General features: G+C 69.9%; 12 protein-coding genes. 5 read left to right on the top strand and 7 right to left on the bottom strand.

Going from position 1 to position 15,443, the window contains the following annotated elements:
• Window positions 1–569 precede the first annotated feature (569 nt).
• Window positions 570–1,700, top strand: a complete 1,131-nt coding sequence (locus N8J89_RS16200; protein WP_283665173.1) for a hypothetical protein — start codon at window positions 570–572, stop codon at window positions 1,698–1,700.
• A 371-nt stretch (window positions 1,701–2,071) separates the two neighbouring features.
• The gene (locus tag N8J89_RS16195; protein ID WP_283666182.1) at window positions 2,072–3,562 is read left to right on the top strand and encodes a DNA polymerase; all 1,491 of its coding nucleotides are present in this window, start codon (window positions 2,072–2,074) and stop codon (window positions 3,560–3,562) included.
• Between the two features lie 10 nt (window positions 3,563–3,572).
• Here N8J89_RS16195 and N8J89_RS16190 read toward each other — a convergent pair whose 3' ends face one another.
• From N8J89_RS16190 to N8J89_RS16170, 5 genes are all read right to left on the bottom strand, one after another.
• Window positions 3,573–4,295, bottom strand: coding sequence for a hypothetical protein (locus N8J89_RS16190; RefSeq protein ID WP_283665172.1), 723 nt, complete (start codon window positions 4,293–4,295; stop codon window positions 3,573–3,575).
• A 17-nt stretch (window positions 4,296–4,312) separates the two neighbouring features.
• A complete protein-coding gene (locus N8J89_RS16185; protein WP_283665171.1) occupies window positions 4,313–5,029 on the bottom strand; it encodes a hypothetical protein in 717 nt (238 codons plus the stop codon).
• On the bottom strand, window positions 5,019–5,444 hold the full coding sequence (locus N8J89_RS16180; protein ID WP_283665170.1) for a hypothetical protein: 426 nt from the start codon (window positions 5,442–5,444) through the stop codon (window positions 5,019–5,021). The genes N8J89_RS16185 and N8J89_RS16180 overlap by 11 nt, the downstream gene beginning before the upstream one ends.
• A gap of 128 nt (window positions 5,445–5,572) precedes the next feature.
• Window positions 5,573–7,519: a hypothetical protein gene (locus tag N8J89_RS16175; RefSeq protein ID WP_283665169.1), complete on the bottom strand. Its 1,947-nt coding sequence runs from the start codon at window positions 7,517–7,519 to the stop codon at window positions 5,573–5,575.
• A 17-nt stretch (window positions 7,520–7,536) separates the two neighbouring features.
• Window positions 7,537–8,148 carry a hypothetical protein gene (locus tag N8J89_RS16170; RefSeq protein WP_283665168.1) on the bottom strand — a complete coding sequence of 204 codons (612 nt, stop codon included), beginning with the start codon at window positions 8,146–8,148 and terminating at the stop codon, window positions 7,537–7,539.
• Window positions 8,149–8,352: 204 nt separating this feature from the next.
• Between N8J89_RS16170 and N8J89_RS16165 the strand changes: the two genes are divergently transcribed.
• Window positions 8,353–9,990, top strand: coding sequence for a hypothetical protein (locus tag N8J89_RS16165; protein WP_283665167.1), 1,638 nt, complete (start codon window positions 8,353–8,355; stop codon window positions 9,988–9,990).
• A 63-nt stretch (window positions 9,991–10,053) separates the two neighbouring features.
• On the opposite strand, the gene N8J89_RS16160 is transcribed toward N8J89_RS16165, so the two are convergent.
• A complete protein-coding gene (locus tag N8J89_RS16160; protein WP_283665166.1) occupies window positions 10,054–10,593 on the bottom strand; it encodes a hypothetical protein in 540 nt (179 codons plus the stop codon).
• Between the two features lie 285 nt (window positions 10,594–10,878).
• Here N8J89_RS16160 and N8J89_RS16155 point away from each other — a divergent pair, with 285 nt between their 5' ends.
• Together N8J89_RS16155 and N8J89_RS16150 are read left to right on the top strand one after the other, a co-directional pair.
• Complete coding sequence (locus N8J89_RS16155; RefSeq protein WP_283665165.1) at window positions 10,879–12,360, top strand: AAA family ATPase; 1,482 nt, start codon at window positions 10,879–10,881, stop codon at window positions 12,358–12,360.
• Window positions 12,357–14,273 carry a vWA domain-containing protein gene (locus N8J89_RS16150; protein WP_283665164.1) on the top strand — a complete coding sequence of 639 codons (1,917 nt, stop codon included), beginning with the start codon at window positions 12,357–12,359 and terminating at the stop codon, window positions 14,271–14,273. The genes N8J89_RS16155 and N8J89_RS16150 overlap by 4 nt, the downstream gene beginning before the upstream one ends.
• Window positions 14,274–14,430: 157 nt before the next feature.
• Here the strand turns inward: N8J89_RS16150 and N8J89_RS16145 are convergent, their stop codons facing one another.
• Window positions 14,431–15,159 (bottom strand): Crp/Fnr family transcriptional regulator, encoded by a 729-nt coding sequence (locus N8J89_RS16145; protein WP_283665163.1) that lies wholly within the window; start codon window positions 15,157–15,159, stop codon window positions 14,431–14,433.
• Window positions 15,160–15,443 lie beyond the last annotated feature (284 nt).

Here is a 15,443-nt window from a genome sequence, read left to right as displayed (position 1 = left end):
ATAGGCTCTGCACTCGCCGACCTTCCTCGGCGTCGCGTCGTTCTACTCAGCCCTCCAGCACCGGACCTCTGGCGGCGAGATCCTGTCCAGCTCTGTGGAGAGGAACATCGACCCGCACACTGCAGGATCGTCTGCTCGCGCCTGCGAAAGGGACATCGTGATGCGTGTGGTGGCGGGCAGCTCGTCAGTGAGAGCTCCACCGGTGCGGGGACGGCGTGTTATCTCCCGGTGTGAGCCGCAGAATGGGGATCGACGCGAGCCGACGGCCATCCGGGCCACCGGTCGCGTCGGCCGACCAGCTGCCGCTCTGGCCCGACCACGTCCGCACCGCCCAAGGCTCAAGGCCCACCCGGTTCTGTCCGCTGTGGCTCGTTGACGAGAGGAGGTTGACCGTGACTGATCAGCAGCTGCGGCAGGCGTTGCTCGGGTTGAGCATCGCACCGGCCGCGTGGCACCTCGGGAGGTTCCAGCCGCCCATGCGAGTCCAGTGCCCGGTTTGCCCTCGCGAGCTGCCCGCGGGCTGGGGGCGGCGTTGGCGGTGCGAGGACTGTGGCCGCGGTGGTGACGTGGTGGACTACCTGCGCGCCGGTGGCCTGTCCTTCGCCCAGGCCCGGACCGTGGTGCTGGCCGAGCGGAAAGGCTGGGTCGCGTGGGCGCGGCAGGCCTTGCGTACGGCAATGCCGATGCCGATGGTGCTGGGGCTGTTGGGGATCGCGATGGTGGGCAACCGGATCCGGTGCCTAGATCCGCAGGCCCACCGGCGCGGGGACAGCCGACCCTCGTGTGCGGTCTACGTCGACGGGGTGCACTGTTTCGCCTGCGGATTCCACGCTGACGCGGTGGGGGTGTGGCAGCGGGTGCAGGGCTGTGACTTCCGGACCGCGTGGGAGGCGCTGTTGCGCCAGGCTCAGGACGGTGCGGTGCGGATCGGGGCGGCGAATGTGGTGTTGCCGCAGCGGCCGTTGCGGGATGGGCGGGACTTCGTGCCGCTCTATGACAAGGTCATGGCCTGCTGCGAGCCGTTGCCCGCGACCGCCGGAGCCGACTACCTCGCTGAGCGCGGTATCGATGCCGTGGCCGGGCATGAGCTGGGTGTGCGGTGGGCTTCCAACGCCGCCTTGGGCCGGATCCAGCACCTGCTGGAGAGCCTGCCTGGGGCAACCGCCGTTGACGCCGGACTGCTGGATCGCCGGGGGCTGTTCACCTTGCGGCGTCAGCGGTTGCTGTTCCCGGCCTGCTGGGACGGGCACGTGGTGTGGTTGCAGGGGCGCTCTACCCGCACTGGGGTGGCCGGTGCGAACCGCTGGCGTTCCCTGAGCGGGATCCGGGCGTGGCCGTTGGGGTTGGCGCTGCTGGAGCGCGCCAAGCCGGACGAGCCGGTGTTCGTGGGCGAGGGGTCCACGGACTGGTTGGCCATGGCGGTTCGGGAGTGGACCACCATCGGGGTGCCAGGGGCGCAGGCGATCGCCACCACGTGGCTTCGTCTGCTCGTCGGGCGGCGCGTCGTGCTCGCCCACGACGGAGACGACGCCGGTGACATGGGCGCGCGGCTCTGGCGCGAGCGTTTGCGGCCTTTTCGCGCTGTGCCGCAACGTCTTCCGCTGCCCTCGGGTATTGATCCGTGCGACTACCTGCGCCGCCGCATGTCGCACGATCCACTCGGGTCGCTGCCCGAACCCATGGCCCTGCCGGATTCCTGATCCTCCCCGAAGTCGGGGATCCGGCCACCCGAGAGGGTGGGGTGCGCCAAGCCCCCGGCGTGCCCCACCCTCCCCCCTTCTCCCGCAACGGCTTTCACCGTTCAAGCAGGCGGGGATCTGCGCGTTACCTCCGCGGCGGTGACAGGACGGCGTGCGCCCGCACGCCCCAGCTGCCCTGTCCGCGAAGGAAGGGGATGTCGGCCGCCATGATGGCTTCACCGACGCCAGAACATCCGATACGAACCGAACGCAATCCGTTGGACGCCTTGCTGTCCGACGCCGAATACATCGCACTCAGGCAAGGCACCCCTGTTGCACTGGGACTTGCGGCAACGCGCACGGAACAAGGGTTGCGGCTGACCGTGACCTCGATGGTTGAGGACGGCAAGCCCGGCCTGCCGGTCGTGGTGCACAACCCACCGGCCGAGGTACTGAACCGGATGGCGCGGGTGAAGAACATCCGCTGGGTGGCCGAGGATCTGACAGGGGTGGCCCAGGTGCTGGCCAAGAGCGGGGTGCGGCTGCGGCTCGGGCTCTGCCTCGGTCTGGCCGAGCGGGCGCTGGACGCCTTCTCCTGCACCGTGGCCGATCCGTCGATGGCCGTGGCCAAGCCACCTGCCGAGCGGTTTCTCGTGGTCAAGCAACGCATCTCCGATTCCGGCTGGACCCTGCCGTTGATCCGGTTGGTCAACCAGGACTCGGCCAATGCGCTGCTGGCCGGTGAGCTCAACGCCCACGGCATTCCGTGGAACGGCGAGGAGTACCGCAGGTTGATGATCAAGCTGTTGCACAAGCCGGAGCGAGGTGATGCCTACCCGCGGCTGGCCGACCTCGACAAGCAGATCAGCAAGTTGTTCGACGGAGCCAAGTTCGACTGGCGCACGGAATGGGCGGAGGTGCTCGACGGCGAACAGACCGAGTTCGGCACCGCCAAGCTGACCAGGCTCCAGGATGCCGACCACCCGGCGGTGCCCCTGGTGCTGCGCTGGCGTGAGCTGTACACCCTGGCCACGCACTTCGGCTACGCCTGGGAACAGCGGTGGACCTCGAAAGGTCACTGGCGTCCTCGGTTCCGCCCGGCGAGCACGGTGTCAGGGCGCTGGACAGCTGAGGGCGGTGGGCTGCAGCTTCCCCGTGAACTGCGCTCCTGCGTGCACGCTGAGGCCGGGCGGGTGCTCATCCGCGCGGACCTGCGCCAGCTGGAACCACGGATGTGGGCCCACCTGTCCGCGGACGGACGATTGATCAAGGCCACCGCGCACAGCGATCTCTACGCCGAGATCGGCAAGTCGCTGGGGATGAACCGCGACACCGCGAAAGCCGCGGTGCTGGCGGCGATGTATGACGATCAGTCCCCGTTGGGGCGGCGCACCAGGGGTGTGTTGAAGCACCGGTTCCCGCGCGCGATGCGGAGCCTGGAAGTGGCCATGGCGCGCGGTCTCAACGGTGAGACCATCCGCACCAAGCTCGGCCGGACCACGCCACCGTCGGATGAGCTCATCCGGCAAGCCCTGCAAGTCGCGCGGGAGTCCTGGACGCAGGAACAGCAGGCCGCGGTGCGCAAGCGGGGCCGTCAGGTCCGCAACTTCTACCTGCAGGCTCCGGCTGCGGAGCTGGCCTGCGCCATTGCCGCTGACCTGCGTGAGGCGCTGCGGTGCCTGGACGCCCGGCTGCTGCTGTTCCTGCACGATGAGTTCCTCATCGATGCCGGGCTCGGCGAGGCGGACAAGATCGAGAGACTGCTGCCCGAGGTGGCTCGGGCCGCGGCCGACCGGGTGCTCGGCCCGGCCCAGGTGTTCTTCCCGCTGACCATCCGCCGTGGCCAGAACTGGGCGGTGGCAAGCGGGACCAACACGAAGTAGCGATCGGTCATCACCGATCGGGTTGGGGCCGGTCACCACACCGGCCCCAACCACCCCCTCCCCCGGCGTGGCCGGGCATCACCGCGGACTCCAGCACCACCGACAGTCGTCCATAGTGGACGCTGAGGGCGCGTGCGGCGTTCTCCACGGCGCCGGCCAGTTCCAGCCGGTGCTCGGGCCAGGCCCACAGCAGCAGGATCGAGCAGCCCCGCGCGAGCACCTCTGCCAGCACCACCGGCCAGTCCGGCCTTCGGCGGCGAGGGTGGACCGCGAGGGCGGCCACGCCCCGGCCCTCACGCACGACCGCCGCATCCAGCACCGCCCCCGGATCGAGCCAGCGTTGCGCGGTGCGGCCGAGATCGTCGTGCAGGTGGCCGACCAGCTCGGCATGCGCACCGTAGCGGTGCACCATCTGCTCGAACCAGGTCGCCGCAGCCCCGAGGGCACTCCGGCCGCGCCCCATCGCGGTGGGCGCGAGCAGCACTCCGCCGCCGCGCGCCGGGTGCACGGTCAGCCAGCCCCGCCGTTGCAGGCCCCGCCGAGCAATATTCCACTGTAGACAGTCCAGTGGGCAGCCGGCGCGAAGGGCCTGTTCCCTGGGTTGATGGGGCGCCTCGATCAGGGTGGTGAAGACCTCCAACTCCACCGGCGAGACCGGGCTGTCGGCCAGCGCCGTGATCGTGAGCTCCGGGAGTTCATCGACGAGCTGAGCCAGGTGAGCCTCCAGCTCCACAGCGGGTTCGCCGCAGCTCACGCAGGACGCTCGAGCTGTTCGCGGACCCGGTGGTGCAGCGCCTGCTCCAGGGCCGCGATGGTGCGGTGGTGGATGCCCCAGCTGACCAGCCGCCGGATCGAGTGGCCGTGCACCTGGCGCAGCAGGTAGCTGACCAAGGCACGCTGCATGCGGGGCTGCTCACCGTCCTCGGCCAGCCCAGCTCGCAGTACTGCCCGGGTGACCTGCGAGCGCACGCACCGCAGCTCCAGGCCTTCGATGAGCTCATCGGTGCACGGGACCATCTCGGCATAGCGGTCCAGCGAGCACCTGCCACCGGGCAGCAGCGAGCTGATCCGGTTGACGAACAGCCGCTCCCCCGGCTCCAGCGCGGCATACCCCTTCTCGCGCAGGTGTTTGAGCCTGCGCAGGGCGCTCTGCCCGATCTCGGTGCGCCAGCGGTCCCCGGCGAGCTGGCGCACCCGCTGGGCCAGATGGGCAGTCCACGGTCCGCGCGCGGGGTCGTAGCTGGCCGCGGCTTCCAGGATCCAGACCACGACCTGCTGGTCGAGATCCTCCGGCTCGCCGAGCAGGTCCTGCAGGGCGCGGCGCTGCGGGCGCACCGCGTGCCAGGCCAACGCTTTGCCCTCCTCGACCAGGCCCGCCACCACATGCGGGGCCAGCCCGCTCAGGCGCCGCCGGCCAGCCGCATCCAGCGGCGCGCCCTCCCACCAGGCTCGCGGTTCACCAGGCATCGAGGCCACCTCGCCAGGCCGGGCCGGGCGCGCCGTCGTAGACCTCGCGCAGCGCCTGGGTGACGCCGAGGGTGCGCACCCCGGCGTGCAGCAGGTTGCCGTGCTGCGGCGGCCCCAGCGCGAACACCGGTTCCAGGTCCGCCAAGGCCTCCACCAGCTCCCAGGCGGCGTTCAGCCTGCTCGTCACATCCGGTGTGCCGGCCAGTGCGGCGCCGAGGGTGCCGCAGGGCAGGGAGACCGTGGCGATCAGCTCGGTGCCCAGGTGCAGGGTGAGCGAGACCTCGGGCAAGCGGGTCGCGGCCAGCGCGGACTCGATCCGGGCGCAGCCGCGCCGGGCGCGCCAGAGCGCGATCCGGAACTGGAAGTGGATGACGAAGGGGTCAGCGGCGGTGGGCGCCCGGTGTTCTGCAGGCATGGCGAAGTTCTCCCTGTCCGTGCGATGGCGATGCCCGGCGGGAGCTAACGCGCACAGCCGCGACCGGTGACACCGCGCAAGGAAGGGGGAGGAAGCCGCGGTGGCCGCGGCTTCCTCCAGTGCTCGGCTCAGCTCTGCTTGGCCGCACCGATGAGGGTCTTGGCGCTGGTCACGACGGTGACGATGCCGGGCCAGCGCTGGAAGGTCTCCCAGACGTGCCGGTGCTGCCCGCCGTGTTCCAGGCGCAGGTCCCAGTAGCCGGGCAACCGGGGTTCGCCGCTGGTGCGCAGCGCGGTGGCGAGCGCGTGGTGCAGCTCGGTCAGCAGCTCCAGCGCGGTGCCGGGGGTGCCGGGACGGGCGATGCGCAGCAGTCGCCGGACCTGCTCGCGGATGGTGGCGATGCAGTCCGCGCGGGGGGCGTGCTCGTCTTCGGCAGTGGGCCAGGTGAGGGGGTGGTGCAGATAGAACTCGCGGATGCGGTGCAGCCCCCACTGGGCCGGATCACGCGGCACCCGCTGGACCCGGAGCCTGGGCACCAGCTGGGACAGCCGCCGGTACAACACCAGATAGGCACACGCCAGGGCGTCCTCATCAGCGAGCAGGACACCCCGGTCGGCCTCGTCGATCTCCGGTGCACGCATGTTCAGCGTGGCCAGACCACGCATGATCGCATCGAGCGTGCTCCGCAGACCGCGGACTTCGGTGCGGACCAGGCGGCGAGGCAGGCCGCCGATCGCGGTCGCGGTCAGTTCGGCGAGCTGGTTGAGCTCCCCGGCGTAGTCGACCATCTCCTGCCAGGCCAACAGCACGTCCCGGTACCGCCTTCCCTGCAGGCTGGCGAAATCCGACAGCGTGCCGCCGTCGGCGAGGTGCCCGATCAGGGCCGCGTAGTGCACCTGCCGCATCGGGGTCAGACCGAGTAAGTCGTGCACGTCACCGCGGACGATCTGGTACCAGCCGCCCACCACCGGGCTGTAGAGGGCGGCGAAGAGCCGGACCGCATCCGGCGGCACACCGCTGAAGCCCGGATCCAGCCAGGCGGAGTCGATGCGCAGTGCCCTCGCCCGCGCCGAGCTGCTCAGCTTGCGCAGCTCGCCACCGGCCACGACCTGGCGGCGGATCTGCTCCTGCACCCGTTTCGGATCCCTCGCCTCGGACTCCGCCAGCCCGAGTGCCTCGCTGATCCAGGTGTCCACGCGGCCGGCGAGTAAGCTCTGCTGGACCCAGATGCCGAACCGGGCGGCCGAGATCACCGCATCCCGTCCCTCCAGGCGCCGCCGATGGGTGCTGGCCACGCCCGCGGTGTGCACAGGTCCCTGGCCGGTGCGGAGCATGCGGTGAATCAGGGTCAGCTGCTCGGCGCTCAACGTCTCGTAGTCGCAGACCTCCTCCACGTGCTCGCTCAGCCGGGGTGTGGCAGGCCGCGGCGCCCACCGGACCTGGTGGAGCCGGTCAGGAGCGCCCGGCACCGGCTCCAGCTGGTCCGGTGCCCGCAACTGCGGGTCGTGCTCAGCCCAGCGCCGCAGCCGCCGGAGATCCTGCTCGAACACCTCCTGGGCGGTCCCGCCGTGGCCGCGACCGGCCGCGAGGTTGGCCGCGGACTCCCGCAGCGTGGTCAACGCGGCGAACAGCAGCGGCAACCGCGCGGGCAGCCCCAGCGGCGGCCCGGTGAAGGCCAGCGGATCCGTCCGGTCGCAGCCGAGGCGACCGTGCAGCACCTGGTGCGCCGCCGCCGCGGCGGCCAGCACCGCGGTGTTGCCGCGCTGGGTGTGCACCAGGGTGTGCAGGCGGAACAACACCGCGGTGGTGGCGGCCAGGTTCTCCAGCACCTGGTTCACCGCTCGCCGCCGCGGCCCGTCAGCCGATCCGGGTAGCGCGGTGGATGGCCGCAACTGCCTGGCCGTGACCGCCATCGCCACTTCCAGGCGCTCCAGCTGCTCCAGGTCGTCGCTGAGGCAGCGCAGCAGATCATCACGGCGCACCCGCAGCGGCACCAGAGCGCCGTCCAGGTAGTACAGCAGCTCCTGGGCCTGCTCGACCGGATCGCCGAACAGGTCCAGCTCTGGACTGTCCACAACAGACACCGCACCCATCACGGCCTCCCAGCGGTAACCAGCCAGGCAGGTACGGGCAGGTGCAGGGCCGGACGGCCCCAGGCGATCCCGTCCCGATGCGCCCAGCGCGCCAGCACCCGCGGGTCAGCCAGCCGCTGCCGCACACCGGCAAGCGCCGCGGGCTGGCGCACCGGCTCGTGCCCGAGATCGCCGTCGCGGGCGCTCACCCACGAGCACACCCCATCGGCCTGTGCCCGGAACAACACATCCAGCACCGGCACCCGCAGCTCATCCTTGGGGTCCAGCCGCACCAGCGCCCGCTGGGCCATGACCTCCAGCGCAGCCTCCACTGTGGCGATGTCGCTGTCGGTCAAGGGTTCGCCGGCCCGCAGCTCCGGCCTGCCCCACAGCAGGAAGAACGCGTGGTAGCGGCTGTTCACCACCTCCGCTGCGGGCAGCTCCGCCACTGGCAGCGCCCAGTGCGCGCCGTGGTGGTAGGTGCCGTGCACCGGATTGCAGCCGACCCAATGCCAGGGGGTGTCGGCACCGTCGTCGGCCAGCCAGTGGTTGCCGTGCGATTTGCCGTCGGCTCGCGGTTCGACGCCGATGATCGTTCCCGGGTGCGCCCAGGAAGCAAGATTACCCACCATCGCCGTGACCTCCTCTCAACTCGGGGACGAGCCGGTGCGCAGCGCCAGAACAACCCCGGCGCCAGTGGCCACCGGGCGTCCCTGTTCGGACCAACCGCAGGTAACGCGGCGCGGCCACGGCGGCGGCCACCGCGGTGCTCGCGCGTTACATCGAGCCGGGCACGAGCAACCGCTCGCCTACCGCCACACCCTCGGAGGTACGAGGTGCCCGATTGCACCGGACAGCAGGACGAACTGGCTCTGGTGGCCTGCCTGGTCCGCGAACCCGCCCTCGCCGAAGGACACACCACGGTGATCTCCACCGGCGCCGAGGAGTTCATCGACCTCGAGCTCGGTGCCCTCTTCGACCAGCTCCGCGCCATCCGCGACACCCGACCGCAGCTGACCGGACTCGGGATCCGCTACACCGTCGAGACCGACCTGCACCCGGCCCTGGACCGTGCCCTGGCCTGGTGGGACCGGGAAGCCAACCAGCTGCACCCGCTGCTGCCCACCGTCGCTGAGGAAGTGGCGCTGCTGGCCCGCGCGATCCACGCCCGCTGGCGCGAACGCCAGATCGAGGCGACCTTCGCCACCGCCCGCCACGCCTACCGCAACGGCGAGCACGACCAAGCCGGAGAGCAGGTCGTCAAGCTCGGCGAACTGATGAGCACCGGCGACGACCCCGTGGACAACATCAACCCCTACACCGAGCACACCCCGGAGGTGCTCACCGCCGAGCTGGCCGAACTCTCCACCGGCTCCGGCCTGGCCGTGCACCCGCGGCTGGACGCCCTGCTGCACCACCGCGCCGACTGGCGCGATGAGCTCGTGCTGCTGGGCGCCAAGACCAAGGTCGGCAAGACCAGACTGGCCGGGTGGTGGATCAGCCGGATCTGCGCCTCCGCCGCCCACACCCGCCCGGAAGCCCAACAACTGGTGTTCTGCACCGAGCTGACCCGCGCCGAACTGCTGGCCATGCTCCAGGACTACCAGCAGCCGGACAGCCCGCTGCGGCAACCCACACCGCACGGACGGCCGAGGCTGCTGCTGTTCGGCAAGGAGTTCTTCGCCCGCGTCGGCGGCGATCCGCCCGCCCGGCTGCGCGCGATGAAGAACGAGCTGCGCACCTTCGCCGCAGCCAACCTGCACTGGGCCCACCGCCACCACCTCGCGGTGGCCGACTGCTGGTTCGCCGGGATCGTCATCGACTACCTGACCTCAATGCTGGCCGCCGCCAACGACTTCGCCACCTGCGAGGAGCTCGTCCGCGGCCTGGACACCTCCATGCGGATCTTCAACCCCGGCTGGGTCGGCCTGGACGCCCACCGCTTCGGCGAACTGGCCGGACTGCACTGCAACGTCGTGGTCTGCGAACAGGTCAACGCCCGCCGCGAACCACCATCCAAGATCACCGTGGACCAGCGCACCGGCAAGATCCACCGGCCCCCGCTGGACCCACCCTCACCGACTGAGATCAACGGGGCCCGCTCGACCTTCGAGACCGCCACGGTCTACCTCATGCTCGCCCGCGACCCCGACGGGCGGGCCAACCCACCCGAGGAAGCGGTGCTGCGCGTCTCCGGCCGATCAGTGGCCAGCGCGGAGTTCCCGCTGCGCTTCCACAACGGCACCTTCCACCTCGCCGAGACCTCACCGCCCGCCACCGTGGCAGCACACCCCACACCCCGGGAACACGTGTGGACCACACCGCCCTACGTGCTCGCCCCACCAGCCGTACTCCGCCCCGACGGGACCCTGGAACCCAGCCAGGACCGATGGGTACCCCTGGACCCGGCACTCAAGAACTGGACGCCCCCTCGGCTGACACCGAACACGAACGGCCAGTCCCTGGCCCGATGACCCCACCCGCACCACGGCGCTCGTCGCCTGCCGCCCGTCCACACGCAGGCGACGAGCCCCGCCCTACTCGCCCGACAGTCCACTGTGGATCGCCTTGGCCAAGGTCACCAACAAGCCACGTTCGGCACGCTGACGATCCCGCCGCGCGATCGCGACCTCCTCCTCCACCGGCTCCACCACGATCCGCAACACCGATCCCCGCACCGCGCCCAACATCCGCCCAGCCTGCGACCCATCCACCGGCGACTCCCCCGCCGGATTCAGCTCCACCTCCCACTCAGCCTCCGGCGGCCAGATCTGCACCAGCAACCCCTCCTGCCCCCCTGCCCCGGCAGACAAGGTCTCCGTGGCCACCGAACGCACCCGGGCCAACGGCCACACCTGAGTCCGGGTCACCAGCCGCCACCCCCGAGGACTGGGCAGGGCCAGAAACTGCAAGTGCGCCAACACGCTCACGCTGGCCACCACCAGATCCAAGGTGCCCGCCTTCCCCGCCTCGGCGTCCTCCACCGTGGCCGTGCGCAGCCAATAACCGCACACCCGCTCACCCGGCAGGGTCGCCTGCAGCACCGCGCCGACCCGCTCCTGCCAACCGGGTTCCATCCGGTCGATGTAGTCGAGCAACTCCTGATGCGGATCCCGCCCGGACCCTCGTCGCAGCCTCATACCCCTGCACAGTCGGGCGCCCACAGCACAACGCGGCCACAGCGGCCCGACCGCGTTAGCTCCCAACGCGTCCGCGGACCTCCCGCAGACACGCACCTTGACAGCTCCACAGCGCAACCCGATCACCACGCCCCACGCCAGGGGGCGCCCACCAACCTGCGACAAAGGTGGTGACAACTCCCTGGCGACCCACCCGGGCCTCTGGCGCGCCAGGGAAAAACCATGGCCGGAACGACAATGAGCAAACGCCGTCAGGACGCCCAGGCCCTCTGGGCCAACCTCGACGGCGCCCACGCCGTACTGCTGACCGGCGAGGCGAGCACCGTGGTCACCCTCAACGCCGCCTTCATCCAGGACCACATCACCCGGCAACTCACCAAGGTGCGCATCGAACTCTCCGAACCCGCAAAGGGCGCCGTGCACATCGTCAGGCTCATCTCCATCCCCCAACCCACCGGACCAGACCGGGCCTGCGGCCAATGCGACACCCAACCGTGCCGGCACCACTGGTCACTCATCGAAGCCGCAACCACCCTGCCCGGCAAGGCAGGCGCCCTGGTCATGGCCGCACTCAACCTCAACGACACCGAACTCGTACCGGACACCGACGTGCCCGGCAGCGACATCGGCGAAACCTTCATCTTCACCAGCAACACCCGAAGCTGGGAACCAGCCAAATCCGCACTGACCCCACTCGCACTGCCCTTCGAACCGGCCACCACCCCACCAGCCACCCCAGAACTCGCCGCACTGGTACCCGATCCCGGCAGCCTGCGCGGCGCGGTCGTCAACGAAGCGGCCTGCCAGCAGATCACCAACCTCAGCTGGATCGGCAGGACGGTGTTCCTGCTCGCCGGACCACCCGGAACCGGCAAGTCCGCCAGCCTGGCCAAGATCGCCGCCGACCGCAAGGTGCCACACCTGCCCATCACCAGCCCCGACCAAGCCAAACCGTTCACCATCGGCCTCCACAACGGCGCCACCAGACTGGAACACAGCCTGTTCGTCCAAGCCGTGCAACACCCCTGCGTGATCGTGCTGGAGGACCTGCACCGCTGGGAAGATCGCCTGGACGTCCTCGACGAACTCGAACCACTGCTCAACCCCTCGGCCACCAGGTTCCGCGCGGTCTACCCCGTCGAAGGCGGCACCGTCGACGTCCCGATCCACCCCGAGGCCCTGATCGCGGTGACCACCAACCGGCCCAGCGTCGCCTGGGCCGGAAAATGGCTCGACCGCTGGCACGTCGTCAGCGTCCGCGAACTCGGCACCAACGCCCTGATCCAGGACGCCGTCCACACCGGAATCTCGGTACTGGACAAGCGCATCGTTTGCGGACAGATCAACCCAGCCGACCGAGCCTCCACCATCACCGACATCACCACCTTCGCCAACTTGCTGACCTACACCATCGCGCTGCTCAACCGCGACCCGATGCTCTCCGCGCGCTACAGCTGGGGCACCAGGGCTGCCCGCGAAGCCATGACCCGCTTCGTCATCGGTCAGTCACACAACCAGATCGCCGTGGAGGTCTTCGCCGGCAAACTGCTCCGCGACCCCACCCTCGCCCTGCACACCCTCTCCTCCGTGCACACCCTGCGCGGCTGGGGCACTCCCCTGATCTCCGCACTGCCCTTCCCCGACGGCCTCACCGACGAGCAGTACACCGAAGCCTTCCCCAGCTACGGAGGAAAGCTGGCATGAGCGCCTACGACCGCATCGTGCGCCAGACCTTCCGCGCCCTCGTGCCCGGCCACGCCCTCTTCATCACCCCCGGAGCACAACCCGCCACCGGCCACGACGACGCCGGACTCCACGTCCACTTCCCCACCACCAACGAACTCGCCACCGCACACTTCGGCCAGCTGTGGCCACCCCTGACCCAGCCGCTGAAGTACCAGCTGATCTCCTACCTCGCCGGCCACGAGGCCATGCACGCCTGGGAAATGGTCCGCGGCTACCGCGCCCACCCCGCCAACACCCTGCGCGGCCTGGTGGCCAACATCCTCGCCGACATCCGCATCGACCACTCCCCCGTCCTGCGCACCCTGGCCCACTGGCCCCTCAACCGCGACATCGCCTACCGCGTACTGGACGAACCCCTCATCCCACCAGCCGACCTCGAACCCGCCGAACTCCCCCACCACAACGCACTCCGCGTACTCAACTGGGGACTGGCCATGCTGCGCTGCGGCAGGCTCCGGCAATCCGACGGCACCACCGTGCAAGCCCCCACCCACCCGCTCTACGCCCAACTGTGGCCCCAAGTGCTGGCCATCATGATCGAGGCCCGCAACTACAACTGGCACACCGAAACCGACCTCCTCGACCGTCTCCTCGACCTGCTGCGCGGCTGGACCCGGCACCAACCACCACCAACCCCCGCCGACGACAACTCAACACCCGACACCGCCAACACCGCGATCGTCGACGCCGAGCACCCCGACACCACCGAAGCCGCCGACGCGCACAACCCCTTTCACTGGCAGGACGAACAAGACCAACCCCCCGACCACACCGACTTCGACCAACAGCTGCACGACGCGCTCAGCCAGGTCCCCGATCCACGAGGCTGCACCGGAACCCACGACAGCCAGCAGCAGGAAGGCAACTCCTGGACCCCAGAAGACGCCGTCCAGGAAATCACCGACTCCCCGCTGCGCGAACAAGCCGAGGCCGACTGGGAACAACACCAGCAAGAAGCCCAAGCCGAGGCCGAACAAGCCGCCCAACAAGCCCGCCGCAACCATCCCGCAGCCGCGCTGACCGAGGACACTCTGGCGAAACGGGAACTACTGCCCGCCGAATGGTTCCCACACCAACCCAGAGCGCACTTCCACGACAACGTCACAGGGGACACCCAACTCATCCCACCCCTGGCCACCCAACTGGAGACGGTGCTCCGCCCGTTGCTGACCGGCTCCGCCCGGCGCCAACGACCACACACCTCAGGCTCGCGCCTGGACCTACACCACCAGGCCACCCGCGTCTACGTTCAAGCAGCCCACGGCGGCGAACGCGATCCGAACATCTGGCTGGACCACCGGATGGGCCAAGGCCGCAACCGCCTCGCCCTCGCCCTGGTCGTGGACTGCTCCGGATCGATGCTCTCCCACGCCCCGGCACCCGCCAAGGCCTGCCACATCACCACGGCGGGCCTGCTCCGCGCCATCGACGCACTGGGCAGACACGCCGACCTGGCACTCGCGGGTTTCACCGACGAAGTGCTCACCATCCGCGGCTTCGACGACACCCTCTCCACCGACCGGGCAGAACAACTGCTCACCCTGGCCCAAAGCGTCTGCGGCGGAACCGCCGTGGCACCCGCAGTCGCCTGGGGACTGTCCCAACTGGACAACCACCGCCCCGGACACCGAGATCGGAGAATGCTGGCGATCCTGACCGACGCCGTGCTCGGCGACGCCGATCGCCAGCACACCCAGCAACGCCTTACCGCCGCACCCGGGGACATCATCACCATCGCCATTGGGCTCGGCTCCGTCGACGCCGCCGAACTACGACAGCTCACGCCGAACACGTTGATCCTGCCCGCCGACCGCACACCACAACTCCCCGGCCTCCTCCAGCACGCCATCGAAAAGCAACTGCACGCATAGGCGAGACGTGAACGATCGGGTACGCGTGGAGCACATCACTCCGCAGTGTTGCCGGGTGCCCCACCAGGCGCTCGGCAACACCCACCCACACTCCGGGGTGGAACGCCGGAGCCCCAATGAGCCCCGGCGCCCCAGCAACGCGACGCGGTCCAGCCCGTCAGTCCACTATGGACTTGGACGGACCCGCCCGCCTTGCCAGTTCTTCCGGCGCGAGGATGTGCAGGACTCCCGGCGCCTTGGCGATCCAGCCCCGCTCGGCGAACTCCCGCAACCGGGCCCCGGCCGTGTCCCGGCTGACACCGATCAGCTCACCGAGCTCCTTCTGGCTCAGCGCCAGCTGGACCCGGATCGTGCCGTTCTCCGCCGCGCCGAACCGCCGGGCCAACTGAACCAGCAACTTGGCCAGCCTGCCCGCCGTGTCCAGCATCAGCAGATCCACCCGCTGGACGTCGAACTCGAACAGCCGCTGGCACAACTGCTGCGCCAGACCGAAGTTGATCGCCGCCCGCTCCTGGTGACACTGCTCCAGCTCCGCACACAGGATGCTCGCGGTGACCACCTCCGAGGCCGCGACCGCAGTAGAATCGCGCGGACCGGGACCCAGCGACGGATACAGGCCAACGACATCGCCCGGCCCCAGCACCACCTGCGCCAGCGCGGACTGCCCGTCCCGTTCAAGGCTGATCTTCACCGCGCCCTTGTCCACCACATAAACCCGATCACCGGCCTCGCCCTGGGCGAACAGCCGCCGACGCGGCTCGAACACCTCGAGCCGCATCCGCTGCCGCAACGCCTCTGCTTGCTCCGGCGACAGATGACTGAACAGCGGGGAACGCCGCCAACCGGAGCCCGGCTCGCCGGGCTGCACAACATCGTCGTTTCGCATCAACGCCCTGGCGCGCCAGGGCACATCGGCAACGGCCCCTGGCCGCCTCGTGCGGCCGCCAGGGGATTCCACCACCTTCAGCGAAGATCATGGCCGCTCCCCTGGCCCGGAGCGAATGGACTGGACCGCTATGGAACTGTCGAGGTACGCGCCCACGGCACCGTGCCGCGGGACCTGACACCAGCTAACGCACCCAGCGCCGGGCGCAGGACCACCTGCCCCGTGACCACACCCGGCCACCCAACGACTCGCCCGGTGCCTGGGTGCAGGTGTCGCGCTGCTCC

The sequence above is a fragment of the Crossiella sp. CA-258035 genome (assembly GCF_030064675.1).
Lineage (GTDB): Bacteria > Actinomycetota > Actinomycetes > Mycobacteriales > Pseudonocardiaceae > Crossiella.
Note: the sequence above shows the minus strand (reverse complement) of the source record. Positions and strands in the feature narration are given on the sequence as shown.